This is a genomic window from Halohasta litchfieldiae (assembly GCF_002788215.1).
In the GTDB taxonomy this organism is placed as follows: domain Archaea; phylum Halobacteriota; class Halobacteria; order Halobacteriales; family Haloferacaceae; genus Halohasta; species Halohasta litchfieldiae.
The window spans coordinates 2680884-2706862 of sequence record NZ_CP024845.1 but is presented as its reverse complement, the minus strand read 5'-3'; the positions used below and the strand labels follow the sequence as shown (position 1 = coordinate 2706862).

Annotated in this window: 31 protein-coding genes, 2 tRNA genes and 1 pseudogene; 4 read left to right on the top strand and 30 right to left on the bottom strand. The window is 60.4% G+C overall.

What is annotated here, in order from left to right; translation table 11 throughout:
- Positions 1-111: 111 nt before the first annotated feature.
- The 5 genes and pseudogenes from HALTADL_RS13650 to HALTADL_RS17440 all read right to left on the bottom strand — a co-directional run.
- A pseudogene (locus HALTADL_RS13650) lies at positions 112-489 on the bottom strand (ABC transporter ATP-binding protein); the annotation flags it as partial.
- Positions 490-510: 21 nt separating this feature from the next.
- Positions 511-1449, bottom strand: a complete 939-nt coding sequence (locus HALTADL_RS13645; protein WP_015911568.1) for a transposase — start codon at positions 1447-1449, stop codon at positions 511-513.
- Between the two features lie 107 nt (positions 1450-1556).
- Complete coding sequence (locus HALTADL_RS13640) at positions 1557-1868, bottom strand: hypothetical protein (protein ID WP_089672667.1); 312 nt, start codon at positions 1866-1868, stop codon at positions 1557-1559.
- Between the two features lie 39 nt (positions 1869-1907).
- The gene (locus HALTADL_RS13635; protein WP_089672666.1) at positions 1908-2786 is read right to left on the bottom strand and encodes a DUF5518 domain-containing protein; all 879 of its coding nucleotides are present in this window, start codon (positions 2784-2786) and stop codon (positions 1908-1910) included.
- Between the two features lie 76 nt (positions 2787-2862).
- Complete coding sequence (locus tag HALTADL_RS17440; protein WP_162551734.1) at positions 2863-3033, bottom strand: hypothetical protein; 171 nt, start codon at positions 3031-3033, stop codon at positions 2863-2865.
- Between the two features lie 28 nt (positions 3034-3061).
- Here HALTADL_RS17440 and HALTADL_RS13630 point away from each other — a divergent pair, with 28 nt between their 5' ends.
- On the top strand, positions 3062-4447 hold the full coding sequence (locus tag HALTADL_RS13630) for a DUF2339 domain-containing protein (RefSeq protein ID WP_089672665.1): 1386 nt from the start codon (positions 3062-3064) through the stop codon (positions 4445-4447).
- Between the two features lie 36 nt (positions 4448-4483).
- Here the strand turns inward: HALTADL_RS13630 and HALTADL_RS13625 are convergent, their stop codons facing one another.
- A complete protein-coding gene (locus HALTADL_RS13625) occupies positions 4484-5488 on the bottom strand; it encodes an alcohol dehydrogenase (protein ID WP_089672670.1) in 1005 nt (334 codons plus the stop codon).
- Positions 5489-5605: 117 nt separating this feature from the next.
- On the opposite strand from HALTADL_RS13625, the gene HALTADL_RS13620 reads away from it, so the two are divergent.
- Positions 5606-6838, top strand: a complete 1233-nt coding sequence (locus HALTADL_RS13620; protein ID WP_089672664.1) for a DUF6498-containing protein — start codon at positions 5606-5608, stop codon at positions 6836-6838.
- A gap of 10 nt (positions 6839-6848) precedes the next feature.
- Here the strand turns inward: HALTADL_RS13620 and dinB are convergent, their stop codons facing one another.
- From dinB to HALTADL_RS13550, 14 genes are all read right to left on the bottom strand, one after another.
- A complete protein-coding gene (dinB, locus tag HALTADL_RS13615) occupies positions 6849-8174 on the bottom strand; it encodes a DNA polymerase IV (protein ID WP_089672663.1) in 1326 nt (441 codons plus the stop codon).
- 431 nt (positions 8175-8605) lie between these two features.
- Complete coding sequence (rpsB, locus tag HALTADL_RS13610; protein WP_089672662.1) at positions 8606-9385, bottom strand: 30S ribosomal protein S2; 780 nt, start codon at positions 9383-9385, stop codon at positions 8606-8608.
- A complete protein-coding gene (gene eno / locus HALTADL_RS13605) occupies positions 9382-10587 on the bottom strand; it encodes a phosphopyruvate hydratase (protein WP_089672661.1) in 1206 nt (401 codons plus the stop codon). The genes rpsB and eno overlap by 4 nt, the downstream gene beginning before the upstream one ends.
- A 2-nt stretch (positions 10588-10589) precedes the next feature.
- On the bottom strand, positions 10590-10760 hold the full coding sequence (locus HALTADL_RS13600) for a DNA-directed RNA polymerase subunit K (protein WP_089672660.1): 171 nt from the start codon (positions 10758-10760) through the stop codon (positions 10590-10592).
- Positions 10757-10948, bottom strand: coding sequence for a DNA-directed RNA polymerase subunit N (locus HALTADL_RS13595; protein WP_089672659.1), 192 nt, complete (start codon positions 10946-10948; stop codon positions 10757-10759). Before HALTADL_RS13595 ends, HALTADL_RS13600 begins: the two co-directional genes overlap by 4 nt.
- A 12-nt stretch (positions 10949-10960) precedes the next feature.
- Complete coding sequence (locus HALTADL_RS13590) at positions 10961-11359, bottom strand: 30S ribosomal protein S9 (protein ID WP_089672658.1); 399 nt, start codon at positions 11357-11359, stop codon at positions 10961-10963.
- Entirely contained in the window at positions 11353-11790 is a 438-nt protein-coding gene (locus HALTADL_RS13585) for a 50S ribosomal protein L13 (protein WP_089672657.1), read from the bottom strand. The genes HALTADL_RS13590 and HALTADL_RS13585 overlap by 7 nt, the downstream gene beginning before the upstream one ends.
- On the bottom strand, positions 11787-12140 hold the full coding sequence (locus tag HALTADL_RS13580; protein WP_089672656.1) for a 50S ribosomal protein L18e: 354 nt from the start codon (positions 12138-12140) through the stop codon (positions 11787-11789). The genes HALTADL_RS13585 and HALTADL_RS13580 overlap by 4 nt, the downstream gene beginning before the upstream one ends.
- A 26-nt stretch (positions 12141-12166) precedes the next feature.
- Positions 12167-12251, bottom strand: a tRNA-Leu gene (locus tag HALTADL_RS13575).
- A gap of 167 nt (positions 12252-12418) precedes the next feature.
- On the bottom strand, positions 12419-13168 hold the full coding sequence (locus tag HALTADL_RS13570; protein WP_089672655.1) for a DNA-directed RNA polymerase subunit D: 750 nt from the start codon (positions 13166-13168) through the stop codon (positions 12419-12421).
- Between the two features lie 6 nt (positions 13169-13174).
- Positions 13175-13564, bottom strand: coding sequence for a 30S ribosomal protein S11 (locus HALTADL_RS13565; RefSeq protein WP_089672654.1), 390 nt, complete (start codon positions 13562-13564; stop codon positions 13175-13177).
- A gap of 6 nt (positions 13565-13570) precedes the next feature.
- Positions 13571-14098 (bottom strand): 30S ribosomal protein S4, encoded by a 528-nt coding sequence (locus HALTADL_RS13560; protein WP_089672653.1) that lies wholly within the window; start codon positions 14096-14098, stop codon positions 13571-13573.
- Positions 14095-14631: a 30S ribosomal protein S13 gene (locus HALTADL_RS13555; RefSeq protein ID WP_089672652.1), complete on the bottom strand. Its 537-nt coding sequence runs from the start codon at positions 14629-14631 to the stop codon at positions 14095-14097. Before HALTADL_RS13555 ends, HALTADL_RS13560 begins: the two co-directional genes overlap by 4 nt.
- Positions 14632-14652: 21 nt before the next feature.
- A tRNA-Ser gene (locus HALTADL_RS13550) sits at positions 14653-14738 on the bottom strand.
- Positions 14739-14955: 217 nt separating this feature from the next.
- Here HALTADL_RS13550 and HALTADL_RS13545 point away from each other — a divergent pair.
- Positions 14956-15681 carry a hypothetical protein gene (locus HALTADL_RS13545; RefSeq protein WP_143054143.1) on the top strand — a complete coding sequence of 242 codons (726 nt, stop codon included), beginning with the start codon at positions 14956-14958 and terminating at the stop codon, positions 15679-15681.
- A gap of 28 nt (positions 15682-15709) precedes the next feature.
- Here HALTADL_RS13545 and HALTADL_RS13540 read toward each other — a convergent pair whose 3' ends face one another.
- From HALTADL_RS13540 to HALTADL_RS13530, 3 genes are all read right to left on the bottom strand, one after another.
- Positions 15710-16336, bottom strand: coding sequence for an NAD(P)-dependent oxidoreductase (locus HALTADL_RS13540; RefSeq protein ID WP_162551733.1), 627 nt, complete (start codon positions 16334-16336; stop codon positions 15710-15712).
- Positions 16337-16405: 69 nt separating this feature from the next.
- Positions 16406-17422, bottom strand: coding sequence for a GTP 3',8-cyclase MoaA (gene moaA / locus HALTADL_RS13535; protein ID WP_089672649.1), 1017 nt, complete (start codon positions 17420-17422; stop codon positions 16406-16408).
- A 232-nt stretch (positions 17423-17654) separates the two neighbouring features.
- Positions 17655-19184: a sodium:solute symporter family transporter gene (locus tag HALTADL_RS13530; RefSeq protein ID WP_089672648.1), complete on the bottom strand. Its 1530-nt coding sequence runs from the start codon at positions 19182-19184 to the stop codon at positions 17655-17657.
- A gap of 235 nt (positions 19185-19419) precedes the next feature.
- Here HALTADL_RS13530 and HALTADL_RS13525 point away from each other — a divergent pair, with 235 nt between their 5' ends.
- Positions 19420-19623: a hypothetical protein gene (locus tag HALTADL_RS13525; protein WP_089672647.1), complete on the top strand. Its 204-nt coding sequence runs from the start codon at positions 19420-19422 to the stop codon at positions 19621-19623.
- A gap of 32 nt (positions 19624-19655) precedes the next feature.
- On the opposite strand, the gene HALTADL_RS13520 is transcribed toward HALTADL_RS13525, so the two are convergent.
- The 7 genes from HALTADL_RS13520 to HALTADL_RS13490 all read right to left on the bottom strand — a co-directional run bounded on the left by HALTADL_RS13520 (position 19656) and on the right by HALTADL_RS13490 (position 25896).
- Positions 19656-20810: an ABC transporter ATP-binding protein gene (locus HALTADL_RS13520; RefSeq protein ID WP_089672646.1), complete on the bottom strand. Its 1155-nt coding sequence runs from the start codon at positions 20808-20810 to the stop codon at positions 19656-19658.
- Positions 20811-20838: 28 nt separating this feature from the next.
- On the bottom strand, positions 20839-21774 hold the full coding sequence (locus tag HALTADL_RS13515) for a carbohydrate ABC transporter permease (RefSeq protein ID WP_089672645.1): 936 nt from the start codon (positions 21772-21774) through the stop codon (positions 20839-20841).
- Entirely contained in the window at positions 21771-22763 is a 993-nt protein-coding gene (locus HALTADL_RS13510) for a carbohydrate ABC transporter permease (protein WP_089672644.1), read from the bottom strand. The genes HALTADL_RS13515 and HALTADL_RS13510 overlap by 4 nt, the downstream gene beginning before the upstream one ends.
- A 15-nt stretch (positions 22764-22778) precedes the next feature.
- Positions 22779-24050, bottom strand: coding sequence for an ABC transporter substrate-binding protein (locus tag HALTADL_RS13505; protein WP_089672643.1), 1272 nt, complete (start codon positions 24048-24050; stop codon positions 22779-22781).
- Between the two features lie 353 nt (positions 24051-24403).
- Positions 24404-24670, bottom strand: a complete 267-nt coding sequence (locus HALTADL_RS13500) for a hypothetical protein (RefSeq protein ID WP_089672642.1) — start codon at positions 24668-24670, stop codon at positions 24404-24406.
- A gap of 126 nt (positions 24671-24796) precedes the next feature.
- Entirely contained in the window at positions 24797-25087 is a 291-nt protein-coding gene (locus tag HALTADL_RS13495) for a glycosyltransferase family 2 protein (RefSeq protein ID WP_089672641.1), read from the bottom strand.
- Positions 25088-25140: 53 nt separating this feature from the next.
- On the bottom strand, positions 25141-25896 hold the full coding sequence (locus HALTADL_RS13490) for an MBL fold metallo-hydrolase (RefSeq protein WP_089672640.1): 756 nt from the start codon (positions 25894-25896) through the stop codon (positions 25141-25143).
- Between the last annotated feature and the right edge of the window lie 83 nt (positions 25897-25979).

Below are 25979 nucleotides of genomic sequence, written 5' to 3'. Positions count from 1 at the left end.
TGTCACATTATCTCATGTGGCGTCACTCGAACCACCGTTCAGGTCCGGGAGTCGACAGCGGTAGGTGCTCCCTACTGTTCGAGAATCGACGACCCGATCAGCCGGTAGCGTTCAGCAACCCGTTTCGGTTGGACTGCCGAGTTCGTCTCGAATCCGGGCAACGTAGTCGACGAATGCCGTCGTTGTCCGATCCCGGGGCCGCGAGAGATCAACGGAATGCACCGATTGAACGGTTCCCGGCTCCGAATCCATAACCACGATTCTGTCGGCCAACATTACCGCCTCGTCGATATCGTGAGTGACGAAGACGACCGACTGGTCGGTTTCTCTCCAGATGTCGAGCAGTTCGGCATGCAGGCGGTCGCGCGTTCGGACGTCGACGCTACCAAAGGGTTCGTCCAGCAGGAGGATTTCGGGGTCGACGGCGAGCGCACGCGCGATGCCAACGCGCTGTTTCATCCCGCCGGAGAGCGCCTTGGGGTAGCTGTCGAGGGTGTCATAGAATAGTTCTCATAGCGTGATGACGGTGCTTCCTGGATTGTCTCCGCGTTCGTCGTTGGTGATCGCAATAACGAGACGAAGGCACAGCGCGAGGAACACTTGTGCTCGTGCGTGGACGCGGCCTCGGGCGCGAACGTGCCCGAGGCCGCAGTCCTTGACGGCGTCGTTGGTTCGTTCGACTCCACTCCGGCGGTTGTACGTCTCGTCTAGCGTCGATTGCTTCAGCTGAACGTCCTCGCTGTGTTCGTCGATGCGGGCTTCGACCCTGTACTCGATGTCTTTCGGATCGTCGGTGTTTCGTGCGTTGTACGGAGCGACTGGCACGACCCCTGCGGCCAGCAGGTGGTCGTGCCAGCCGAGCGTGTCGTAGGCGCTGTCTCCAAGCATCCAGATCGGTTTCTCGACGGCGAGCGCGTCACACGTGACGCGCATCGCCGTCTCCTCTGGCGCTTGCTTGCTCTCGGTGAACTCCGCGGCAATCGGGATCTTTTGCCCGGTCGAGACGATCGTACAGCCGTAGCCGTGGTAGTACTCTTCGGCGGTTGGATCGTAGCCTTTCGACGCGTCTTGGTCGGCGGGCATCGTCCTCACGTCGGTGGAATCGATGGAGTAGGTCAAGTCGAGCAGGCCGCGGCAGGCGGCCTGCTCGACGAGGCGGTCGAAGACCTCGTCGACGACGTGTTCGAGGTCGGTGAGGAAGCGATCGACCGCGTCTCTCGACGGCGGTCGATCGAAGCCACAGCTGAGCCAGACGACCGTGTTCTGGAGTTCTCGCGTGACTGGACGGATGCCGTAGACGTTCTTGTAGTAGCAGTGCAGGAACGCTCGGAAGAGTGCTGGTGGGTGATGATCTCGTGTTCGCCCCCGGCGAGCGGGGGCGAACACATCGAATTCTTCGAGAAAGTCGAACTCAAGATGCTCGAACAACGCGAGCGTCTCGGTCGCCATTACATTGAAGAACTCGTCGATAGAAGTCTCCTCTTGCAGGATGCTGGCGCTCGTAGACACAGTTCCAACATCCTGCGTCTTCGTGTGTGACGCTTTCTATGACACCCTCACTGATCGGTAAGAACGCCCAGCAGGGCAATGATTCCGGCTGCACCGAAGACGAGACGAAGCACGTTGCGGATGTCGTGAGCGCGGCGTTTGGACGCGGTCCGCAACAGGAACTCCAAGACAAGGAGATGTACCCCCCAGAGTCCAAGGACGACCGCTCCAGCGAACAGTCCCTTGATAAGTAGCTCCGTGGTCAGAACGCCACCAATCATCGCTGGACCAAGTGTGAACTCGGCAGTCGACACAACCGCCCCCGCAAACGCCAACAGCACGGCCCCAGCGACAGACAGCAGGCCGACGAATCGTTTCACACTCTGATGAGTCGGTCGACTGGTAAAACCGTTTACCCACTACTCGAAGTTGGTCGACGACGAATCGGTCCCAGTCTGGCGGTGTCGGACCACGGCGTAGACGACCGCGACTGCCGCAAGCCCAATATAAAACCCGAACGTCGCATCGCCAGCCGGATAGACCGAGTCCCGGACCGTCGCGGCGAGGTAGACGAAACCGGCGACCGCCGGTGGAACTCCCACGTAGAGCCACCACGTCGGCTGCCACGTGTCGACGGCTCGCGGGGTCGTCGCATCGAGGAACAGTCCGATGAACGCGACGACCGAGCAGGCAAACAGACCGAACGCGCTTAGAAATGAGAGGCCGAACCCGAAGGTGTCGGGGTCGGGCCACAACAGGACCGCCAGCCACACCGGCGCGACGACCGCATAGAGGGCTACAGCAACCCACCATCGTGAGCCGGTGGGTTGGCCATCGATGTCGACCGGCTCCCGTCTCCGATGGTCGCGGTCGAGGCGTCCGAGAACCCAGTCGGTGCCGAGGGCCGTGACGACGGCGATGCCGACAGAGAGCCCGACTGCGAGGACGGCGACAACCGGGGCAAACACGACGATAATACTGTGGGTTTCGGACGGCGAGGTGATCGCCCCGAGCGTCGGAAACCCGAAGACGATCACCGCCGCGAGGCCGCCGGTCAGGCCGGTCCAGATCCCGGCCCGCTTGGTCGACGTCGACCGGTCGTGGTAGTAGAAGCCGACGATCACGCCAGCGACGAGAACCGCGAGTCCGTCGAACTGCGCGCCAGTAGCAGCCGTCTCGCCCGACAGCGAGTCCCACGAGAGCAGTAGCGAGACCGGGACCGAGGCGAGCCCGACCGCGATTGCGACGCGAAGGGAGTCGTCGGTCGCCCCGGCCGCGAGTCGTTGGATTGTAGACACGTCTGTACAACTCTCTGGAGCCGTCTCACTTATAATTCCGGCACCGGTTTCGGAACCCGAACCGCCGCTTGCTGGCTCACTCGAACTCCCCGAGCGAGGATTGGCCCTCGCGGCGGTCGTCGACCGCTGACTCAGTCGAACCGTCGGCTTCGAGCCAGTCTGTAAGCCGACTCCCGGCGTCGACGTGCGTGGCGAACCGTCGGTCGACTCCTGTACTTCCATAGCCGACTGTCTGTACAGAAGACATATATCAGGTAAGACGACAATAATCCGTAATGAAGCGTGCTGTCATCCTGCTGGCAGTGCTCTTGCTTGGTGGGAGTCTCCTCGCAGTCGTTGTGCCAGTTGGGGCGAGTCCACAGCCACAGGAAATCTGTAACGTGTGTGGCTCCTCGTTCGAAGATGCCGCCGAGGAACAGGGACTCGCAGTGACCGTGATACAGAGTACGATATCCATCCAGATTCACGCCAATGGCTCGGCGACGTGGCTCGTGACAAATCGGGTCGACGAGGACGCTGCCGATCAGTTGTCCGAAACCCCACAGCAACTCGATCAGTTGGTGCAAGCCCAGACGACCGGACGGCAACGCCCACATGCCTTCGATGGCGGCGAGATAACTGTCCAGTCGACCACCATAGAGAACCGAACGGTTCGGATCCGGTTTCGGGATTCGGATGCTGGCAGTACCCAGTTCGGCGTGGTGGTCGACTATCTCCACTCGGAAGGTACTGGTGCAGGATGGATACTGAATACGGATCGCATATCCTTTGTCGGCCCTCCCGAGACGGTCGTCGTCAACGATCTACGGCCGACGATCATCGACGAATACACCTCCACGGACGAGGTTCCGACGGTGACTGGTGGGAATGCAACGTGGCACCGTACTACGACACAAGACCGTCAGACTGTCCTAGAGGACGATGTGTATCTTGCGTACGGAGAACCCAACAGTGGATCGCTACGCGTCGACGCCGCCGTCTGGCTTGCGTCGTTTCCGATCTGGCTCGGTAATATGACCTCATACGTGTTCCCCGCAGTCCTCGTCTACGGGCTCTGTCTCACCGGTGTCAGCGCCACTGCGCGCTGGGCGGCCGCCGAAATGACTGACACGGTCGACCGAATCTCAGTCGCCATTGCTGGACTCGGCGGTCTCAGTCTCTGTATTGCAACGGTCGGAGAGTCGACGTTCACGATCCTGTTTGGCGGTCTCGGTGTTCTCTATCTGGTTGTTGGGGGAACTGGAATGTACCGCCCACGGTGGCTTCGGTCGGTTCGTGGCACGCTCGCAGTCGGGATCGTCGGGCTCGTCGCTGTTGCCGGGGTGCTGATGGGGGTTGGCCTCGGCTCCCACCCAGTCGAACAGCTCGACTGGCTGGTGTATTTCCTCCCGCTGTCGGTCGCTCCGGCGTTCGGCCTTGCGGTGACACGCGCCAAAGCACGTGGGAGTCGACGGTCGACGCTACTCGCCTTCGGCGGCGCGAGTGCCACCGTCATGCTCGCGGGGGTGGTGTTCGTCCCGTTCGACAGACAGCTGTGGGGGCTTGTTGTGGTGATTGCTGTCGGTGGCGCGATGGCGGCTGCACTGTTCGGAATCCCGCTCGCATTGCTTGCTGCGTGTCAGTGGCAGGCCGACAGCGTCGACCACCCGAGCGACGACTGAGTTTCTCAGCCCGGAGACCTGCTTGTCGAGCCGTGACTATGGTTCAAGCACAACGCGGAACCGAGCGTCGTTTTGAATCATCCGCTCGTAGGCGCTCTCGACCTCCGACAGTGGGTAGGTTTCTATCTGGGGTGTGACCTCCCGGAGGGAACTGAACTCAAGTGTATCTTGTGAGTCCCGGGCGTCGCCGGAGGCCCAGCCAGCGACCGCCCCACGGCTGCCGACCAGTTGATTGGCGTCGACCGACACCGGCTCATCAGGGACGCCGACGACGAGGACAGTGCCGTCGGTTCCAATGCCACCAACGATGGACTCGATAGCGTCGCTCGACGGTGCTGTCGCGAGAACAACCTTTGCGCCACCCAGTGCTTGGAGCTGTTCTGCGGGATCGGTTTCGGTCGCATTAATAAAGTGATCTGCGCCTAGCTCCATCGCAAGCGCCTCTTTGTCGGGGCTTCGGGAGATCGCAGCCGTTTCGAAGCCAGCAGCGTGTGCGTACTGAATCGCGAGATGGCCCAGCCCGCCAACACCCTGCACGGCAACCAACTCACCCGGCAGAGCATCGCTGTTACGCAGGGCATTGAACGTTGTCACGCCCGCACAAAGCAACGGTGCAGCGTCGACCGCATCAAGCGAGTCGGGAATCGCAGCGACGGCTTCGGCTGGCACGGTGACGTACTCGGCGTAGCCGCCATCGTACGTCACACCGGTCGTCTCGACGTTGTCACACATCTTGAAATCGCCGCGTCGACAGGCCTCACAGGTAAAACAATGGCCGCCGTGCCAGCCGACACCGACACGGTCGTCGGTCGACCACTGCGAGACTCCATCTCCTACCGCATCGATTCGGCCCGCGATTTCGTGGCCCGGGATTCGTGGATACGAAATTCCGGGATAGGTTCCCGCTTTCACAAACTCGTCACTGTGGCAGATGCCACAGGCGTCGACTGCGATTCGGACCTCGTTTGAGTCTGGGGTCGGAATCTCGCGTTCTTCGAGTTCGAACTCGCCACCTGCCTCGTGGATAACTGCTGCGTGCATTGTGTCGGACACACCCCACATTTGCCCGCAAGAAACTAAAATGAAAGCCTCCGTCCGCGATCTCGATCCTGTGATCGAAAGATTGTATTTGGTCGTGTCATATCTGTATGAGTGATTATGCTAGCCGAGGTGAGATGGCGAACCCGCCCCAGCGTTGAACTCGTGGCTCTGGTGGTGAACTCGCTGCTCCCGTTGGTCGGTGTCGTCACCCTCGGTTGGAACGCGGCGGCGCTTTTGATGTTGTACTGGCTTGAGTTCGGGAGTGCGACCTGCTGGGCGCTCGTTCGGGCCCTTTTGGCCGGTCGACCGTCCCAGCTGGAGGACAACCACGTTATCCTCGGTGCTATCGGACGGAAGCGAACGCCGATCAAGATTCCCTATTTGAGCCTCCAGATCCATCCCACGTCGGTTCCAGTCGTCTGTTTCGCTGGGCCACTCCTCGGATTTCTCTGGCTGTTCGTCGGCGCTGTCACGGTCGGCGCGAGTACCACCGAGACGGTCTCCCCGGCTGCCGGTTCTGCGGTCATGCTTTGTGCTGCTGGGATTTTCGTGAGCCATGGAATCGCCACTGGGATCACCTACATCGGCGATGGGGAGTACCGTGACCACAGTGCTCAGACGGCAACGATGAGCGTGCTCAAACAACTCGGCGTCACCTTCCTCATCGTGTTGGTGATGCTTCCGTTCGCCGCCGAAGCCTTCGGCGAGAATATCGGACAGGGAATGGCCTTGCTCGTCGTTATTGTTGTACTGAAGTTCGGTTTCGACCTGGCCAGCCACTACGATGATCGTCTCGCCGCATTCGACCGGCGAAACGGAGGGATCTTCGGCTGGTCGACCAACCCACCCGAACCGGAACCCATCGAGCCACTGGCGGATGTCACCACGCGACTGGCACCGTCTCGCCGGAACCTCTTTGTGTCCGGGATCGTCAACGCCAGCCGAATTCCCGAAACGCCGAGTATCCTCTTGTTCGGTTTCTTGTTCGCAGCTGCGTTCTTTTCTGACGGTGCTCGGATGGTTGGTGTCGGATTACTGCTTGCAAGCGTCGGCCTCCCGGTTATCACCTCTACCTTTGACACTTGGATTCGGTATGGCTGGATGGAGTACCAAATTGAGGACACCACCATCGTCGGCCACGACCGCCTGCTTGGGGGACCGCAGTGGCGCGTCGACGCGTGGGACGAACGCGGGCTCCGCGTCGAAACCACATGGATTGACGACTGGCTCGGCACCGAAACGGTTGTGGTGGAACTCGGTGATATCGAACACCGTGTTCCGTTGTTGTCGGAGCCAGAACCCGTCCTCGATGTGTTTGGCCGTCGACCGAGTCGACCCAGCGAGGAGTGACCAGAGACACTTATTCAAATTCTCCGAGCGACGACTGTCCGTCACGCACCCTCCGTTTTGTATCGGACTCCGTCGACTCACCCTCCTCAACCCAATCCGTAATCTGACCTCCCGAGGTGTCGACGGTCTCGACCGACTCCACGTCTCTCTCAATCGCACCCCCTCCGCCAGTCGACTCGAACCCATCGAGTCGAGCCTGATCTTGGCCCTCAAAATCGAGGTTCGAGACACGGACGCCGAGTTTCCGAACCTTGTCGTCAGCGAACTCGGTCAGAAGATCCAGTGCGACCGACTCGACGAGATCAGGTTCGTCGACCGGCCCCGATAACGACGACGCTCGCGTGTTGACATCGAACGGGGGCGTCACGACCTTGATGCCAATCGTCCGGTACATCGCACCCCGACTTTGGGCGCGGGCGGCCACATCCGCCGCCAGTGCGCCCACTTTTTCCCGTTTGGCCTCGCTGTCGGCGGTCGACTCGGTGAACGCCGACTCCCGTGAGAGACTTTTGGGTCGGCCCTGTGGCGTCACCTCGCGGTCGTCCTCGCCGCGAGCGCGAGCGTAGAGTTCCCGACCGCGCTGGCCGAACTGGTCGACGATCACCCCCTGATCGGCGTCGGCCAGATCACCCGCGGTCTCGATACTCAGATCACGGAGTTCACGCGCTGTCACCGGGCCGACGCCGTGGATCTCGTCGACCGGCAGCGGATCGAGAAACGCACTGACTTCAGTGGGTCGGACAACCGTCAGCCCATTCGGTTTGTCGAAATCGCTGGCGATTTTCGCGGTCGACATGTTCGGCGCGACCCCGACGCTGGCGGGGACGCCGACCTCGCGGCTGATCTGCTGTTTGATATGGCGGCCGTAGCCCTCGGCGATGGTCCGGTCACCACTGTCGACTGGGTCCCAACTCGTCCGGTTGGTCACGTCGAGATACGCCTCGTCGATGCTCACCTCCCGCACCGTGTTGGCGTGGTCGTGGAGAATCTCCTTCACGTCGCCCGCGACCGATTTATAAAAGTCCATGTCGACCGACCGGTAGAAGCCGACTGGGCCATCGTGGTCATCGTCGACGTCTGGTGCATGGGGGAGTGCGTCGAGGGCTTGGCCGATGGCTTGGGCGCTCTCGACGCCGTACTCGCGGGCTTCGTAGCTGGCGGTGGCCACCGCGCCGTGGCCCTCGCCGGGTTCGTATCCCATCCCAACGACGACAGGCTTCCCTTCGAGGGCGGGCTCTCGCAGCCGCTCACAGGAGGCATAAAAGCAGTCCATGTCGACGTGGAGGATGATTCGGTCCTCGGAGTCGACGGTGGCTCCCGGGAGCTGCCCATCCATGTCCCGGCGTTGGGAGTCAACAGATATGACTGTTGGCCATCGAACAAGGTTCGTGTTTGATCTGAGTTTAGTGTGACAGATCTAAATTCAGCCATAGAGATTTTAGAGAACCAGAAAGCCCCCGCCGTCTCGACTCCCGCGACTCGTTGCGCTCCTCGTCACTCACTGCGTTCGCTCTTCCGGTGCTTACGTCGTCGGGGTTCGTCGAGACGGCGGCCCCTTTCAGTCCCACCCATTGTGGCTGATCTACCTGCTGTGGGTGGGTTGAAAGGGGCGGCAGGCTCCGGGAAGACGGCCGATGCAAGGACCGCAACGCAGTGAAGACCGCAGCGAGGCCCTCGACTGGAGCCTGCCGGGGCTTTCTGGTTGTTAACAGTTGAGACTATTCAGACTATTACTACGCCAAAAAAATCGTAGGAGTTCGAAACCGATTATAGGTCGGCTTCGAAGTCTTCGAGCGCGAACATCGTGCCAGCGTTGCGGCGGTCGAGCGTCTCGTTGGCCAGCAGCCAGTAGACGACAGACAGCGCGCGTCGACCCTTGTTGTTCGTCGGGATAACCAGGTCGACGTTGCTGACCTGATTATTCGAGTCACACATTGCGATGACCGGGATGCCAACCGTGATCGCCTCTTTGACCGCTTGGGCGTCACCGATTGGGTCCGTAACCACAAGCACGTCAGGCTCGATGTAGCCTGCGTAGTCGGGGTTGGTCAGCGTGCCGGGGATGAACCGACCCGTGCGAGCGCGTGCGCCGATTGCCTCGGCAAACTTCTCGGCTGGGAATCGACCATACTGCCGCGAGGAGGTGACAAGCACCTGCTCTGGGTCGTAGCCCGCGAGGAAGTCAGCCGCCGTGCGGATGCGGCTGTCGGTCTGGCTCACATCGAGGACGTAAAGACCGTCGTCACGGACGCGGTGGATGAACCGCTCCATGTCCTTGGTCTTCTGTTGGGTCCCGATGTGGACACCTGCGCTGAGGTAGTCCTCGACGGGGATGAGGAGGTCGACATCGTCGTCCGGCATGACATTGTCATCGAACGGCGAGGACTCCTCTTCTTCCTCGTCTTCTGGTTCGGCCTCGGCGGCTGCCTCGTCGGCAGACTCCTCGGCGTCCGGTTCGGCTTCGACAGGCTCGTCGTCGACTGGGGCCTCGTCGACCTCGTCGGGCTCGTCCTGTGTCTCTACGGTTTCGGTTTCGTTGTCGCTCATACTGCGTCTTCCGCGATTCTGATAAGTTCGTTCAGCTTGGCGGTTCGCTCGCCCGCAACCGTGCCGGTCTTGATGTAGTCGGCGTCGGTTGCGACCGCGAGGTGTGCAATCGTCGTGTCTTCGGTTTCGCCCGAGCGGTGAGAGATGATCGTCTTGTACTCGTTTCGAACCGCCAGTTCGATCGCGTCGAAGGTATCCGACAGCGAACCGATCTGGTTTGGTTTGATGAGGATGCTGTTGCCAGCGCCGGTTTCGATTCCCTCTTCGAGCCGCGAGACGTTGGTCACGAACAGGTCGTCACCACAGATCATCGTCCGGTCACCGACCAGCTCGGTGATCTCGGCGAACGCCTCGTAGTCGTTCTCGTCGAGTGGGTCCTCGACATACGCGAGGTCGTACTCCTCGACCAGATCGACCATATACTCGATCTGCTCGTCGGTCGACTTCTCTTCGTCGCTGTAGACGTAGGAGTCGCTGTCCTCGTCGTACATCTCGGTGGCTGCAACGTCGAGTCCGAATCGGATCTCGAAGCCGACCGCCTCCGAAACGCGGGAGGTCGCCTCCTCCATGATCTCGAAGGCTTCGGCGTCCGAAATCGGGGGTGCCCATGCACCCTCGTCGCCTTTGCCTGCGCCGATGCCACGCTCGTCGAGGATGTTGCCAGCCTCGCCGTGGACTTTCGCGTTAGCGAAGACGGCCTCTTCGACACTCGGCGCACCGACGGGTGCGGCGAGGAACTCTTGGATATCGGTGGCGTCTTTGGCGTGTTCGCCGCCGCCAATCACGTTCCCGAGCGGAATCGGGAAGTTGTCGCCGCGGAACGCGCCGCCGAGGTGCTGGTACAGCGGGGCACCGAGCACGTCTGCGCCGGCCTTTGCGGCGGCCATCGAGATGGCGACCGCGCTGTTTGCGCCGATCTCCGAGAAGTTATCCGTGCCGTCTGCGGCACGAAGTGCGCCGTCGACCGCGCGCTGGTCGCCAGCGTAGACGGTGTCGACGAGTCGGGGGACCGCATGTTCTCTCGCGTTGGCAATCGCCTCGTTGGCCGGGAGTTCGATTGCCTCGTACTCGCCGGTCGAAGCGCCCGAGGGCGCTGCCGCACGGCCGAAGCCGCCGGATTCGGTGAGTACATCCGCTTCAACCGTGGGGTTGCCACGGGAGTCGAGCACACGTCGTAGGGAAACTGAGCTGATTTGTGTCATGGTTAGTCTCGTTTGACCGTGAACGGCAACACGCCCGCGTCGTACTCCTCTGCCGCGATGAGGATGGGCTCGCTCTGGGCGGTCTCAACGAGGACCGGCGCACCGTAGGAGATCTGCAGTGCGCGCGCCCCGAGAATGCGGGCTTTCTCGTAGCGGTTGTACTGGCCTCTCATTGGTAGGGGGCAACAACGTCGACGAGATCTGTGTGCGACACCATCATGCGCCGACAGCAGTGACGGGTCACGCCGAGGTCGTCGAGGACCTCAGCGGGATCTTCGCCACTCTCGGACCGTTCGTCGAACTCCTCGTAGTGTTCACCGATGACATTGCCACAGGTGAAACACCGGACTGGGATCATCATAGTTGGGTCACCTTAGCGGTAGGACTTCTGGTAGCGGGCACGGGCACCAGGGCCACCCCATTTTTTGGGTTCGGACTGCCGAACGTCGTTGACCAGCAGCGAGCGGTCGAACTGCATGTATGCTTCACGCAGTTCAGCATCATTAAGATGCTGCACAAGTCCACGGGCCAGCGCCGTCCGAACGGCGTCTGCCTGACCACTGAAGCCGCCACCGTTGACAGTGACGTCGATGTCGACGCTGTCACGAAGGTCGTCGCCCGCGATGCGGAACGGTTCGAGCATCTTGAGACGTGCCATCTCCGGTTCAACCAGCTCGACTGGCTGGGAGTTGATACGAATACGACCCTCGCCCTCGCGCACGGTGGCGCGAGCGACGGCCGTCTTCTTTTTGCCTGATGTGTTAGTTACCATGTGACGTTCGCTCCCAGTTTCTCCGAGACCTCTCCCAGAGAAATGAATTTGATGTTCGACAGGCGGTCCAGTGAGGTGCCGTCGAGAACTTCGCCCTCTTCGTCGTACGGGTTGCCGACGTAGACGCGGACGTTCTCGAAGGCCTCACGGCCGTGTTTCTTTTTGTACGGGATCATCCCACGAATCGCGCGCTTGAAGATGCGGTCGGGCCGTTTCGGGTAGTACGGGCCGCGATCCGAACCAAGCTCTGCGCGTGTTCGGTAGGTGTCCAGTGTATCCTCTTTGTTCCCGGTGATGACGGCGTGTTCGGCGTTGACCACCGCGACACGCTGTCCGGAGAGGACCTTCTGTGCGACCTCGCTGGCGACGCGACCGAGAATACAGTCTCGGGCATCGACGACGACGTCGACCTCGAACTCGGCTGCGCTCATCGAATCACCCGGACGTTCGTTCCGTCTGGATTCGACTCGATGATTTCTTCGAGGCTCACTGCGTCGCCGACCTGCCCGATCTTCGTTTGGGCTGTCGACGAGAAGTCGACGGCGGCGACGGTGACGTTCGTTTCAAGCACACCACTGCCCAGGACCTTTCCTGGAACAACAATGGTCTCATCGTCACGGGCGTACCGTTCGATGCGACCGAGATTGACTTCTGCGTGGGTGCGCCGTGGCTTTTCGAGACGGTCGGCGACGTCCTGCCAGACTGCGGCATCGGAGTCGCCCGCGGCCGTCTTCAGCTCGGCGATGAGACTCTGAAGTCTCGGATTCGTCTTACTGCTCATTATAATGCTCCTGATAGAAAACGGAGTGCAGGGAGCAGGATTTGAACCTGCGGACCTCTACAGGACAGCGCCCTGAACGCTGCGCCGTTGGCCAGACTTGGCTATCCCTGCTCGCACTCCGGTGTACTCCACTCCACCTATTACCACTTTCGATCCTCCCACACTGTCGGCCTGTCATCAGGCGACCGTGTCGACCCCCGAGCGATGGCGAGACAGGTGTCTCACCAGCAGCGCGGGCGGCCAGTTGGATCGAGAGTGGTGTGGTCATGTGGGTTTCGTTAGGCCGTAACTGCGTCGTGTAGTTCGTCCGCGCGGGCACCGATCGATTCGGCGGCGCGAAGCACTAGTTCCTCAACCGAGAAGGAGCCGTCAGTCTCCACGTGGAAGACGTAGGCTCCGGGCACGTCGGTCACTTCGAGTTCCTTGCCGGGGTACCGATTCGTGAGATCGTTGTCGAACTCGTTGGTGAGAACGAGTTCGCCGTCTTCGGTTTCGATAACCCCGCGAAGGATCTGTGGCTCTTGGTCGTCGAACTCGCCGATGTCGTCACCGACCTCAACCTGCTGGAGGTGACGGAAGCCGACCGAGACGCCGCCCTGATGTTTGGCGTGGCTTTTGCCGTGGTCCAAGACTGCCTCGGCCTCGAACTCCAGGCGCTGGCCCTCTTTGAGCTCGATGATCGGCACGTTCTGATCGGCTGGCTCGACCAGCGGATCGGACGATTCGATATCGCCCGAGTAGGCGGTCGCCGGCCCTTCGACATCGAGTGCGACCGTGACGGTGTCACCGATCTCGAAGTCGTCCAGCGGCGTGGTCAACGGGATGAGCCCGAGTCGCAGGGCGATCATCTCGTCGAACATCACCGAGGTGTTCTCGACGAAACTGATGGTGTCCATCGAGAACGTCGGCACGTCGGCGATCATCGCGCGCCGGAAGCCGTTTGCGAGTGCCGGTGTCAGTCCACGGACCAGGAAGCGAGCGTTCCGCTCGTCGGCCTCGATGAACTCAACGTCGAATTCTGGTGCCATAGGTCGTTAAACTCGCTTGTTCTTCGGTGCGCGTGTGCCGTCGTGTGGGATCGGCGTCACGTCTTCGATCCGACCGATCTCGATACCGGCTCGTGCCAGTGCGCGAATCGTCGCTTGGGCACCGGGGCCGGGGGATTTGTTTCCATTTCCGCCCGGTCCGCGAACGCGAATATGCAGTCCGGCGATGCCCGCTGCCTTGACTTCCTCGGCGACGGTTTCGGCCATCTGCATGGCGGCGTACGGCGATGCCTCGTCTCGGTTCTGCTTCACCACGGTCCCACCGGAGGATTTGACGATGGTCTCGGCCCCCGTCAGATCGGTGATCGTGATGAGCGTGTTGTTGAACGACGAAAACACGTGGGCGATGCCCCACTTGTCGTCTTGTGTTTCACTCATTGGTAGTTACTCCTGTGCCTCCGCCCGTGATGGGTGGAGTTCGTCAGCGATGGGACTCCGCTCGTCGTAGTCGACGAGGTCCTCTTGGCCGGCCTCAATCTTCCGTGAGGGAGCCTTTGCGCGGGCACCGTCGACGGTGATGTGGCCGTGGGTGATGAACTGGCGGGCCTGCTGTGGCGTGGTAGCCAGTCCTTTCCGGTAGACGACCGTCTGGAGTCGTCGTTCAAGGATATCGGTCTCGTCGAGCGACAGCACGTCGCTGATCGTCTCGTTGTCTCCGAGAATCCCGTAGCGGCGGAGTTTGGTCAGGAACTCGATGCCGGCCTCTTCGGCGGCCTCGACGTCACCCTGTGACTCGCCGATGAGTCGACGGGCCTCGCGTCGAATCGAGCGAAGCTCCGACTGTGCTCGCCAGAGTTCTTCTTTGTTTGCCAGCCCGTACCGACCGAGCAGACTGCTTTCGTCGGCGATCCGCTCGCCCTGGTAGGGGTGGTTGGGCGTCTCGTACAGTTTGGTGTTCTGTCCGGTCGTCATTCGTCGTCACCCTCTTCTGCTGCTGCGGCGTCTTCAGCCTGCTCCTGTTTGATCCGTTCGACGTTGACACCGATTGTCCCCTCGGTACGACCGGTGGACTTGGTGCGCTGCCCGCGGACTTTCTGTCCGCGCTTGTGTCGAACGCCCTTGTAGGAGTCGATCATCTGCATCCGGTTGATGTCTTGGCGCCGCTGTTGGTTGAGGTCGTTCCCAACGATGTGGGTGTTCTCACCGGTGTAGAAGTCGTGCTGCCGGTTGCGCATCCACTCTGGGACGTGGTCCTCAATGTTTTCGACGACGTCGACGACGGCGTCGATCTCTTCCTCGTCGAGTAGGCCGAACGTTGCCGTTCGGTCTACCCCGGAAGCGTCCGACACGATGCGTGCCGTCCGCTGTCCGATGCCTTTCATGTCTGTGAGACTGCGCTCGACACTCTTCGTGCCGTCGAGATCGGTCTGTCCGATCCGGACGAAGTAGCGGAGGTTCTCTTCTTCCTCCTCTGTCAAGCCGTCTTCTGGTTCTTCTGCACTCATAGCTATTGTCAGTTGTGCGAGCGTTGCGGCGGGGATTCGAACCCCGGAGGCAGTGACGCCACAGAGTTAGCAACCCTGCGCCTTGGGCCATGCTTGGCTACCGCAACACGCGTTCGTATTGTCGCCCATCACGGACTCGGGACATCCGCCCCTACAGTACTACGGTCGAATGAACTCGTGTCCACCACTTAAACATCACGAATAGCTGCCGGGGTGTCGACGCCTACCACGGTGCCGGCTACAGCCGCTAACACAGTGCAGGCAAGCGGTCGATTGCGTTCCCACAAGCGGAATATTCATCATTATGTGTTTGATTATGGCTGTATGGTCTTCGGTGAGATCCTTGCGGAGGTAAGAGGAAAACGCCGGAGAGTGGTGTTCTACAACGTCGACACCCAGTCCGACTACTGTGATCGAATCATCGACTACGTCGGTGTACACGATGTCCTCATCAAGTACACCACTGACGAGCGGTTCCCCGAGTCGACGGTCGCTGTACAGAACGGCGAGGAGGTGCTCTCGGTGGACAGTATCGAAACCGTCGCGAACTACCTCAATGCGTGGGAGTCGGAGCTGACGGCTGTCGACGAGCAGCCATCACTGTTCGGGGCACTCGACGAGACGGTGTTTCGGTCCTCGAACAGACGTCAGCTCCTGCTTGCCTCACGGCTGATCGAAACCCGAGCGGCGACAGTCGGCGACGGTCGACTGGCGGCTGGCTTCCAGCAACTATCGTTGGCAGAACCGCAACTATCGTTTTACGAGGCGCTGCCATCGGCTGTCACGGTATCGCTGTACGGCGAGCCGGACTGGGTGCCGCCAGCCGACAGCGGTATCGAGGCCTACGATCCGGACGTCGAGAGCAACACCGACTACTGGTGGGTGATCTTCGATGGCACCGCAGAGAACAGCTCCCATGCGGCCCTCCTAGCAGAGGAACAGTCTCCCGGCGATTACACCGGGTTTTGGACGTACCGGCCATCGATTATCGACGCGATGCGAGCGGTTGTCGACGGGTTCGATGCTCGCCGCCTTACACCTACCAACTGACGCTACCGACCGGCCACTTCCCGTCCACTCAGGTTCGGATTTTCGGCTGCATACGAAGATAGATTCCGCGATCACAGCAGTCCAGCAGGAAGGCAGCGACATCCCCGTAGGAGACACTGCCGATGCCGAGACTGATGTTTCCCGTTGTGTACTGACGAGTCGTCGTTCCCTCCGTGAGCCGAAGCACACGAATCACTGTCCAGTTGAGATCACGTGCGGTCACATCGGCGACGTGATTGGTGGCGTCGACGGTGACCGTGGGGCGGAGCAACTGGAACACCGAGGTCCCAATCGACTCACCGACTCCGAACTGTTCGCCATCCCGCTGCACGGCCGCGGGGACGACCGTCAGATACCGGCCGACCTCAGCGGCCTCCATCGCATCCAGAATGTGTGCTCCACAGACAGTGAGATAATCCGGTGGGCTATTCTTCGAATGCCGTATGACGTTACACACCACCGTCGACTCGTTGAGGGTTTCCTCGATGTTCTCACCCTCGTAGACATTGGCTTCGACCACATCCACCTCGTCAGGAAACCGTGACTCCGGGGCGGTCGACGTGACGACGGCTGTCACCTCGTGACCACGGCCAACTGCCTGGTCGACTACTTGTTGGCCAGTTGGTCCACTCGCGCCGAAGACGGTCAGCTTCACAGTCACAGCTATCAGTACCACATAATAAGTAGTCGGTAGCTACGGGCGGATCAAGCACATCCTACGGCATCAGGCTCCGATATACTCCTCGTTGAGTTCCCACTCGCCGTCGTCGCCCTCGATCAGATACTCGCCGTAGTAGGGCACTCGGTTGTCGACGACCGCCCGAAACGTCTCGCGGATTTCCTCGCGGCTCATTTCACCCATCGACCGGAGGTCGTCGTTCCGGTTCAGACAGCCCTTGAGATATCCTTCATGTGTTACGCGTACGCGATGGCAGTTCGCACAAAAAGTCGGGTTCTCAACGGGGTCGACGATTTCGACCATTCCGCAGTTGCTGTCGTCGCCCTCGCTGTCGGTCGCGGTATCGCGGTCGGTACTGCTAACCCAGTAGCGTTTCCGGTCGTGCATCTCGCGGTGTTCGACCCGATCCGAAATATCCTCCAGCCAGTCGTGGACCCGTTGAATGTCGATGTTCCACTCCGGTCGACCGGTGAGTTCCGGCATATACTCGATCAGTTGGAGCTGGAGGCCTTCGTTTTCGGCGACGTGGTCGACCATCCCCTCGACGTAGCCAGCGGTGTGCTCGAAGACAACCATATTTAGTTTTACGGGGGTTAATCCGGCCTCGATGGCGGCTTCGACCCCGTCGAGGACTTCTTCGTACGCACCGGATTTCGTGACCGCCGCGAACTCGTCGGGATCGAGAGCGTCCTGTGAGACATTGACGCGAGCAAGGCCGGCTTCTTTGAGATCTTCGGCGCGTCCACGAAGGAACGTGCCGTTGGTCGTCAGCGAGACTTCCATCGACTCGGGCGTGCGGCGGATGATCTCTTCGAGGTCGGCGCGCAACATCGGCTCGCCGCCGGTGAATTTCACCTTTTCGACGCCGAACTCCTCGACAACCTCAAGAAACCGAACGACCTCGTCGGCAGTGATCTCGTCGTCGGACGGCTCCATCGGTCCACGGGTGTCGCCGAGCCCCTCGTTGTGGCAGTAGATGCAGTCGAAGTTACAGCGGTCGGTCAACGAGATTCGGACCCCGGTCACCTCCCGTCCGAACTCGTCTGCGAGTGGCTCGCTCATACGGTAGTATGCTTGCCACGCAGACTTAAATGAGCGGGCTTCCCGACGAATATTGAAACCGATATTAATTACGTAAAGAGAATTGTGTTGGTATAAACAGTCTCAAAACGTGAGTAGCGCTACTTGGTTCGCCGAAGCCTGATAAGCAGCCACGAGATGTAGCCGAACACGGCGAGGACACTGCCGACTGATCCCCAGATCAGGACTGCAAACAGCGTCGACCCGACCGCCATCAGTCCGACACCTCCCCAGCTGCGGCCGCTGATGGGTCCTCGGTGGTCGACTCGTCGAACGACCGAATCTTGGTTGTCAGCGAATCGAACTCAAAGTTCGCGGAGCCGACAGCGACTGCGAGACCGGTCACCAGTGTCGAGACTGCAGTGGCCCCGAGGAACGCGGGCAGGAACGCTGGCTCTGGAAGCAGCGGTCCGACACCGGGCACCAGCATCACGACCCCCCGGAGCATCGGGAAGTAGGCAATGCCTACCACGAGCCCAGCGAGGCTTGCGACCAGTCCGCCGAGTTCGGTCAAGCTCCGTGAGTAGAGTCCCCAGATGAGCGGGACAAAAACCGCGGCCGCAAGCAGATCAGCGGTCAAAAACAGCCGGAGGACGCTGTAGCCTTGTGCGCCGATGATGATCGCTCCGATGGCAACCAAGACCGTGAGACCCCGACCGGTCAGTCGAAGCGAACGGTCGTTGTCGACGTCGATAATTCGGGCGAGGTCGACGGTAATCAGACTCGAAATCGCATTCAGCATCGTATCGGCTGAACTCATCACCAAGAGGACGACCAACAGGACGACCACGAAAGCAATCGATTCAGGGAGAACCTCAATCACAACGAGAAAGAAAGCGACACTTTGGGTTTCGGGCGTCACCAAGCCGAGACCCGAGGCAACAACCCCGAACAGCCCCGCCAGCAGTACCATCGGCACGACCGTCAGCGCGGCGACCGCAAACGACCGGGTGAGCGTCGACTCACCATCGGCCGCGTACACGCGCTGCCAGATCCCCTGGTTCAGCATATTTGCACCCAAAATGGCGAATACGACATACAGCCCGAACTCCAGTCCCGGACGGAAACCCGGATCGAGCAGGCTCGGATCGGTGGCGAGCGCGGTGGCATGGATCTCGCCGGTGCCGCCCAACGCGAGGACCGCCGCCCCGAAGCCGACTGCCAGTAGGGGGAGGATAACGAGCGTCTGGATGGTATCGGTGAAGATGCTAGCGACGAGGCCACCGTAGGCCGTATAAACGAGGACGAACAGGCCGACCGCAGTTGCGGTCTGCCACGCTGGAATCCCGGCGACCAGTTCGAGCGAGCCTGCAATCGCGGTCATCTCCGCTGCGAGGAAGATGAACATGTAGAACACCGAGACCACGAGCACGAAGACGTACATCACCGGACCGAACCGAACGAGGACGAACTCAGTCAGTGAGTGGCCGGTCGGCATCAGTTCGCGGATACGGACGCCGACAGGAATGAACAACAGCAGGGGGATCGCACTCCCAATGGCATAGCCGAGGATGGCAGGCAGGCCACCAAAGGCGGCTCCGGCCTCGGCGGGACTGAACAGGATCCACGCACCCATCGTCGACGCAATCAACGTCGCAGTGGTCATCGCGGTCCCCGTCGAGTTTCGGGCAGTCAGCAGATCCTCGACTGATCCGACGCGACCGTGAGCATACCACAGCCCTGCGGCGGTAAACGTGGCCAGCGTAACCACGGTCGCGGCGAGCGCCGCCGTTTGGGAGACCACTCACCACACCCCCTGTACTACGGTCGGTCGGTACTCGTTGAACGTTTGGTGTCGACACGACACGCACGGATAGCACCCTTTCATCGACTCAACGCTGGCTACAGACACTAATATAAGTGGCGAATAACACCGCCGAATACAACGTAGAAGGGATTGTTGCCGGATGCCATCCGGGAGGCTGGAAGGCGTTCCCCGAAACCGGACCGGTTTTCATCCCACAGGGCAACTGGTCGGTATGACTGACGACACCGACCCACAGGTTCCGATTATTTGTGAGGAGTGCGGCACCGAGACGAGCGTTCCGCTTTCGGACGTTGGCGACCAACTGGAGACCCACAACGAGAACCGACACGATGGTGAGGAATGCGCCGAAATCGAGCCTGCACTCAAATCCCAAATTCAGGATCTGGTTGCCAAAGATATCGGGCTGTTAGAGTAGCTATACAAAACAGTAGCCGGAGGCTACGCTTGCTAAACGAGCTGTTCGGTCGCTTCGGGCACGTCCAGCGAGCGATTGTGGAGCGCCGCCCCGGAGTCGACATCGAACAGGTGGATCGCCTCCGGTGGGAACGTTGCGACGACCGCGTCTCCGGCCTGTAGCTGGCGAAGCCCGCTGACGGTCGCGGTGAACGTCTCGGGGTCGTCGACGTCCCGGTCGAACGTAAGGTGGATCGTGTTTTCGTCGCCTCGTGGCTCGACTACGTCGACGGTCACCTCGAACTCGAACTCCGAGTCGACCGTTCCGTCGACCTCGATATCGATGTCTTCGGGCCGAATGCCGAAGGTGACCTCCCGGGCTTCGTCGACCGACTCTTGTTGGGCTGGCGTGAGCGGGTACTCGAATAGATCTCCGAGAAGTTGGTTCCGGTCGACGTCCATCTCGAAGAAATTCATCGACGGATCGCCAATGAAGCCGGCGACGAACTCGTTGTTCGGTGTGTGATAACACTCCAGTGGCGTGCCGACCTGCTGGAGCACACCCCCGTCGAGGATGGCGATTCGGTCACCCATCGTCATCGCTTCGGTCTGGTCGTGGGTGACGTAGATCGTCGTCACGCCGAGTTCCTCCTGCAAGCGTTGGAGTTCGGTCCGCATCGTTGCCCGGAGTTTGGCATCGAGGTTGCTGAGCGGTTCATCCATCAAGAATGCCTCGGGATCGCGGACGATGGCTCGGCCGAGTGCGACACGCTGTTGTTGGCCGCCGGAGAGATCAGCGGGTTTCCGTTCTCGGAGGTCACTGATTCCCATCATTTCGGTGGTTTCGTCGACGATCCGACTGATCTCGTCGTCGGCCATCTCGGTCGACTCTTCGAGCCCGAAGCTCATGTTTTCGGCCACCGTCATGTGAGGGTACAGCGCATAGGACTGGAACACCATCGCGATATCCCGCTCGGCAGGTGGTTTGTCGTTGATTCGGTTTCCGGCGAGACGGATCTCACCGGACGTGATGGATTCGAGCCCAGCGACCATCCGCAGGGTTGTTGATTTCCCACAGCCCGATGGGCCAACGAGGACAAGGAACTCGCCGTCTTGGATGTCGACCGAGACCTCGTCGACCGCGACGATCTCGTTGCCGTCGTCTTCTGTGAATACTTTCGTGACGCCGTCGAGTGTTAGTTCTGCCATAACTTGTGAGGTGGTGATCTGGGTGTCATTACGCAGCGACTCCCTTGGCGAACTTGTCGCCGAAGACGATGTACACGAGGAGTGTCGGGAGCGCCGCGAGCAGTGCAGCCGCCATCCGAAGCGGGAAGTTGGTGCCGGACTGTGAGACGCCGATGCCGACCAGTTCCTGGGTGACGACTGCGGCGTCACCGAACTGGACGATGGTGAGCGCGAACAGCAGGTCGTTCCAGAGCTGGGTGAACTGGTAGATGAAGACGACCGCGAACATCGGGATCGACAGCGGCAGGATGATCCGCCGGTAGATCCGGTAGATCGATGCGCCATCGAGCCGGGCGGCCTCGATCATCTCGTCGGAGAGCTTCTTGTAGTGGGCCCGGAACAGCAGCGTACAGATCGGTAGCCCGTAGGCCACGTGGGTGATCGTCAGCGCGACGAGTTTCCAGTGGTACTCTTGGACGAACGGCAGGGTGAGCGCAATCGGCTCGAACAGCGTCCGTAGCGGGACAACGTTGTACCAGAACTGCGTCAGCGGCACCAAGACGGCTTGGTATGGGATGAAGATTCCCGCGACAAAGAGGATGTAGATCCCGATCTGTCCCCGCCAGCTGATCGTCGTCAGCCCGTAGGCGGCCATGCTGCCGAGCAGTCCCGAGAGGATTGTCGCCGGGATCACCATGATCAGGCTGTTGACGAGCCCCGACTGGAGCCCCTCGAAGGCGGTCCCCCACGGCTGCAGCGAGAACTCGCCGGTCCCCGGAATCAGTGGCTCCAGCGGCGGCAAGTACGGATGGGTCCCGGTGTAGGTTTCGGGGCTCGTGATGGCGGTCATCAGCCCCGTTTCGATCGGGATGAGGTAGAAGGCGGCCATCGCCCCGAGGACCAGATACAGTCCGATTCGGCGGAGCGGGTAGCCGAGCAGTGATCGTGTCGTGGTGTCGTCGGGTGTGGCTGTCTCGTGGCTCATAGCTCACCTCGCTTGTACTGCGAGTAGATGTACGGCGTGACGATCATCAGTGCCATCACGAACAGAATTACCGCTATCGTCGACCCGTAGGCCCAGTTCCCGTTGGCGTAGGCCTCCCGAACCATTCGGGTAGCCAAGATGTCCGCCGAGGGACCGGGCTGGTAGCCTCCGTACATCGAAAACAGGAAGTCGAAGGCCTTCAGCGAGAACACCGTCAGCACGACGAGTGCGCTCACTGTGGCAGTCCGAAGCTGTGGGATGATCACGCGCCAGTACATCCGGATCGTCGAGGCTCCGTCGACGCGGGCAGCCTCGAAATGGCCCGTCGGAATCGCCCGCAGGCCAGCCAGATAGACGATCATCGCATAGCCGCTAAACTGCCAGATCAGCGCAAAGGCGACCGCCGCCAGCTTCAGGTCCGGGTTCTGAACGATTTCGACCGGTTGGAACCCAAGCGACTGGACCGCGATATTGATGAGCCCCGTCTGTGGATTGTACATATACAGCCAGAACTTCGCCGTCACGACGAACGAGAGGCTCATCGGCAGCAGGTAGATCGTCCGAAAGGTGTTCTCGAAGCGGATCTGCTGGTCGACCAAGATGGCCAAGATGAGTCCCAAGGCGAGACAGACAACCGAGAAGGTGACCATCAGAACGACCGTGTTCCACGCGGAGTTCCAGATCGGTGAGACAGTCAGCTCCGACCACGAGGGAACCCCGCCCTGAAACGCGATAACGTAGTTTTCGAGACTGAGACTGCCGTAGTCGGGACTGCCCAACCCCGTAAAGCTCGTCAACGAGAGGACGATGTTCCACAGGACTGCTCCGTAGACGAACAGCCCGATCAAGAGGAACGGCGGCAGCCAGAACGGCGCGGATCTGACAACGTCCCGCTCCCAAAAGGAAGCGGTCGAATCGACGCCGCCATCGGTGCGAGCCCTGTCGGTATCCGACCACCGGCGTTTCAGCCGCGTCAATAAATTACGCATGGTGAGAGAGGGCAACTAGTTGAACGATCCGATGAGGTCGTCGGCCGTCGAGGCCGGATCGGCGCTTTCGAGGAAGCCGCTGAAGGCGCTGCTGATGTTGGTTTTGACCCCCGGCGAGACGGCCAGTCCGTGCTCGACCGACGGCGGCTGGCTGTCGGCGGCGTTGAAGTCCTCGAACTGGTCCTGCTGGAACTGGTTGAGACTGGACACGTCGGCGTCGCTCCGCGGCGGGATCGACCCCTTTTCGGCGTTGAACAACACCTGTGCCTCGGCAGTGCCGCAGTAGCTGAGGAACTGTTTGGTCGCCTCCGGTGAGGGATTGTTGGCGAGGTACGGGAACGAGTCCATGTTTAGCAGGTAGCTCCCCTCGCTTCCGGGGTAGGTAACGTGGCCCCAGTCCTCGCCGTAATTGAACTCGTCGTTGCCACCGTAGGCACCTGCCGCCCAGTCTCCCTGATGGATGAACGCGGCGTCGCCTTCCATGACCATCGTGTTGGCCTCCGTGAGTGAGATCGACGAGGAGTCACTCGGGTAGTACTCGCTGAGGTCGACGACCGACTGCAGTGCGTCTTGGACCTGCCCGCTGTCGCCGTTCCCGTTGATAAACGCCTCGTAGCCTTCGATCCCGGCCTGTGCCAGCAGGATCGTCTCCCACAGTTGGGTTGTCGACCACGCCCCGCTGGTCTGGTGGGCGAAGGGGACGGCGTCGGTGTTCTCGTCAATCGTCGCGCAGGCGTCGACCACGTCGCTCGGCGACGAGAGGCTCTCGGGGTCGACGCCGGCCTCGTCGAGGACAGCCGTGTTGTAAAACAGGTTGTTGATTCGGTGGATGTTCAGCGGGACGGTGACGTAGCTGCCGTCGTACTGGGCTTGTGCCTGTGGACCCGAAAGGTAGTTCTCCTTGAGGTCGTCGTTCCACACGTCGCCCTCGATGTCTTCGTACGCGCCCCCGAACTTCCCGAGGGTTTTGCCCGGCCACGTCTGGAACGTACTGGGTGGGTCGTTGGCCTGCAACCGGTTTTGCATGACCTGATCGAGGTTGCCGCGGGCCGCGCCGTTGACCGGCTCTTCTGCGAATTCGATGTCGGGGTGTTCCTCCTGGAACCCCTCGATGAGTGCGGCAATGGCCGCGTTTCCGTCGCCGGAGGACCACGCGTGCAACAGTTCCAACTGGTTCGAAGCGCCCTCGCTGCCGTTTCCGGTGCAGCCTGCCAACCCGGTTGCAACAGCAACGCCCGTTGTTTTCAGCGCAGTACGACGCGAGATCTTCGGTTGGTTTCCTGTCATGGTATGTCACCGTTGGATCCGACAGAGTCTGCTGTCGGCACGGTAAATTACTGCATCCGTGAGTGGTGAAAACCCACATTAATAATCACTGGATAAAAACCAATGTAAATAATATGTATTTAATAATGTTTTTCAATTATATATTTTCACTGCCTAAAAATCTTTCATTCAGAACTGAGTAAATATTTGTTATATTATATACAAACATTTATCTCTCGGATTTTTCATTAGTGTCAGTAAATAAATAAAAATAGTGGCAGTAAAATGATTGGTGCACTCGGGCGCGGTAGAAAAGACTGTTTTTGATGTCGTCATAAAATCATATTCATATCTACGTAGTCATATGGTACGGACTATTCGAGATGTAACCCTGGGCTTCTGCGTGGTGAGCACGTCACAGTTTCGTCGACGTTGCGTTCGTCTTCGGGGATACCGACGCCATCGTCCTCGATATACAGCGTCGACCCGACGTTTCGACCAACACAACCGGTCGGATACCGGGTGCCGAACTTGCGGCTGAAGGTCATATCTTCGTTCGGACTGCTCCGAAACCCGCCGGTTTCGAAGTAGGCCGCACGGTCGACAAATACGTTGAACCCCGGAAACGGCGGCGGAGACAACTACGGTAGGACGTGATTAAACAGCCACTCAATCGGGACGGTTCGCCAGCCACCGCTGACACGGCACCGAGACCCCGCGCCTTTGAGTCCGTGGTCGTCGACGAACGACAGCATCGTCTCCAGATACTACCGAACACAGGTGTCGGCATCGATAAACGCCAGCCAGCGACCCGACGCCGCCTCCACACCCAGATGCCGGTCGTCACCCTGTCCAGTTCCCGTTCCCGCAATCAGACGAGTGTCGTACTCGCGGGCAATCTCCGGTGTCCCGTCGTCGCTTTTTCCGTCGACAACGATCTGCTCGTACTCGACAGTGGTCTTCAGCCGTGCCAGACTCTCAAGGGTAGCCGGCAGATACGACGTCTCGTTCCGTGCCGGTATGATGAAGCTAACTGTCGGCTCCCCGCTCGTCCCCATATCTCTGCCCGAGACTAACACAGTATCGCTGATATATGATCTTCCTACCGAGTTTAGAGGTCGACACGCAGCCCGTCGCGGGCGAACCGGATCTCGCCGTCGAACCCACCGCAGGCGATTGCCTGGCGCATTTCGTCGTGTTTTCCCTCGGTGTGGGGGTAGAGATGCGTTAGGTAGAGGCGGTCGACCTCGCAGTCAGCCAGTGCGTCACCCAACTGTGTGGGAGTCGGGTGGCCCGACACGTCGACCCCGTCGGGGAACGAACAATCGTGGGCCAGAACCCGACAACCACTGGCGAACCGCCCTAATCCGGTGAACGCCTCCGTGTCGCTGCTGAACGCGAACAGTGGCTGCTCGTCGTCGGCCTCGGCAAATCGATAGGCCAACCCGTCCATCGAGTGTCTGGTTTCGTACCCTTCAACGCTGAATCCCGCAATCTCGAAGGAGTGGCCGGCAGTCACTTCCCGCATCTGGAGATCGATTCGACCATCCAGATAGTCATGGAGCGATAGCAGTCCGTCGACCAACTCCTTGGTTCCCTGCGGGCCGACGATTTCGAGGTGTTCTTCGCCGGCGAGCCACCGGGCTTTCAACAGCGGCAACAGATCGGCGACGTGGTCGAGATGGTGGTGAGTGAGCAGCACGCTACTGACGCCTTCATAGCCGGTCTCGGTGTTCGCCAGCCGGTGGAGAATACCGCTTCCACAGTCCACTAGTAGGGACTGCCTACCAGCCGACAGCAGGACCCCGGTCTGCATCCGGCTCCCAGTCGGCAGTGCGCTTCCCGTTCCGAGAAACGTAACCTGCATACTCATCCGAACATCGCCGTCCTGCAAAGGGGTTCGGATCGTGGGGGGACAGCCAACACAACCGACTTAGGCGGCGAGCGCCA

Excerpts from the sequence above, each read along its gene's own strand:
- HALTADL_RS13645 (WP_015911568.1), bottom strand. The coding sequence starts at position 1,449 with ATGGCGACCGAGACGCTCGCGTTGTTCGAGCATCTTGAGTTCGACTTT.
- HALTADL_RS17440 (WP_162551734.1), bottom strand. The coding sequence starts at position 3,033 with ATGTCTTCTGTACAGACAGTCGGCTATGGAAGTACAGGAGTCGACCGA.
- HALTADL_RS13630 (WP_089672665.1), top strand. The coding sequence starts at position 3,062 with ATGAAGCGTGCTGTCATCCTGCTGGCAGTGCTCTTGCTTGGTGGGAGT.
- HALTADL_RS13625 (WP_089672670.1), bottom strand. The coding sequence starts at position 5,488 with ATGCACGCAGCAGTTATCCACGAGGCAGGTGGCGAGTTCGAACTCGAA.
- HALTADL_RS13620 (WP_089672664.1), top strand. The coding sequence starts at position 5,606 with ATGCTAGCCGAGGTGAGATGGCGAACCCGCCCCAGCGTTGAACTCGTG.
- dinB (WP_089672663.1), bottom strand. The coding sequence starts at position 8,174 with ATGGATGGGCAGCTCCCGGGAGCCACCGTCGACTCCGAGGACCGAATC.
- rpsB (WP_089672662.1), bottom strand. The coding sequence starts at position 9,385 with ATGAGCGACAACGAAACCGAAACCGTAGAGACACAGGACGAGCCCGAC.
- eno (WP_089672661.1), bottom strand. The coding sequence starts at position 10,587 with ATGACACAAATCAGCTCAGTTTCCCTACGACGTGTGCTCGACTCCCGT.
- HALTADL_RS13600 (WP_089672660.1), bottom strand. The coding sequence starts at position 10,760 with ATGAGAGGCCAGTACAACCGCTACGAGAAAGCCCGCATTCTCGGGGCG.
- HALTADL_RS13595 (WP_089672659.1), bottom strand. The coding sequence starts at position 10,948 with ATGATGATCCCAGTCCGGTGTTTCACCTGTGGCAATGTCATCGGTGAA.
- HALTADL_RS13590 (WP_089672658.1), bottom strand. The coding sequence starts at position 11,359 with ATGGTAACTAACACATCAGGCAAAAAGAAGACGGCCGTCGCTCGCGCC.
- HALTADL_RS13585 (WP_089672657.1), bottom strand. The coding sequence starts at position 11,790 with ATGAGCGCAGCCGAGTTCGAGGTCGACGTCGTCGTCGATGCCCGAGAC.
- HALTADL_RS13580 (WP_089672656.1), bottom strand. The coding sequence starts at position 12,140 with ATGAGCAGTAAGACGAATCCGAGACTTCAGAGTCTCATCGCCGAGCTG.
- HALTADL_RS13570 (WP_089672655.1), bottom strand. The coding sequence starts at position 13,168 with ATGGCACCAGAATTCGACGTTGAGTTCATCGAGGCCGACGAGCGGAAC.
- HALTADL_RS13565 (WP_089672654.1), bottom strand. The coding sequence starts at position 13,564 with ATGAGTGAAACACAAGACGACAAGTGGGGCATCGCCCACGTGTTTTCG.
- HALTADL_RS13560 (WP_089672653.1), bottom strand. The coding sequence starts at position 14,098 with ATGACGACCGGACAGAACACCAAACTGTACGAGACGCCCAACCACCCC.
- HALTADL_RS13555 (WP_089672652.1), bottom strand. The coding sequence starts at position 14,631 with ATGAGTGCAGAAGAACCAGAAGACGGCTTGACAGAGGAGGAAGAAGAG.
- HALTADL_RS13545 (WP_143054143.1), top strand. The coding sequence starts at position 14,956 with ATGGTCTTCGGTGAGATCCTTGCGGAGGTAAGAGGAAAACGCCGGAGA.
- moaA (WP_089672649.1), bottom strand. The coding sequence starts at position 17,422 with ATGAGCGAGCCACTCGCAGACGAGTTCGGACGGGAGGTGACCGGGGTC.
- HALTADL_RS13525 (WP_089672647.1), top strand. The coding sequence starts at position 19,420 with ATGACTGACGACACCGACCCACAGGTTCCGATTATTTGTGAGGAGTGC.
- HALTADL_RS13520 (WP_089672646.1), bottom strand. The coding sequence starts at position 20,810 with ATGGCAGAACTAACACTCGACGGCGTCACGAAAGTATTCACAGAAGAC.
- HALTADL_RS13515 (WP_089672645.1), bottom strand. The coding sequence starts at position 21,774 with ATGAGCCACGAGACAGCCACACCCGACGACACCACGACACGATCACTG.
- HALTADL_RS13510 (WP_089672644.1), bottom strand. The coding sequence starts at position 22,763 with ATGCGTAATTTATTGACGCGGCTGAAACGCCGGTGGTCGGATACCGAC.
- HALTADL_RS13505 (WP_089672643.1), bottom strand. The coding sequence starts at position 24,050 with ATGACAGGAAACCAACCGAAGATCTCGCGTCGTACTGCGCTGAAAACA.
- HALTADL_RS13495 (WP_089672641.1), bottom strand. The coding sequence starts at position 25,087 with ATGGGGACGAGCGGGGAGCCGACAGTTAGCTTCATCATACCGGCACGG.
- HALTADL_RS13490 (WP_089672640.1), bottom strand. The coding sequence starts at position 25,896 with ATGCAGGTTACGTTTCTCGGAACGGGAAGCGCACTGCCGACTGGGAGC.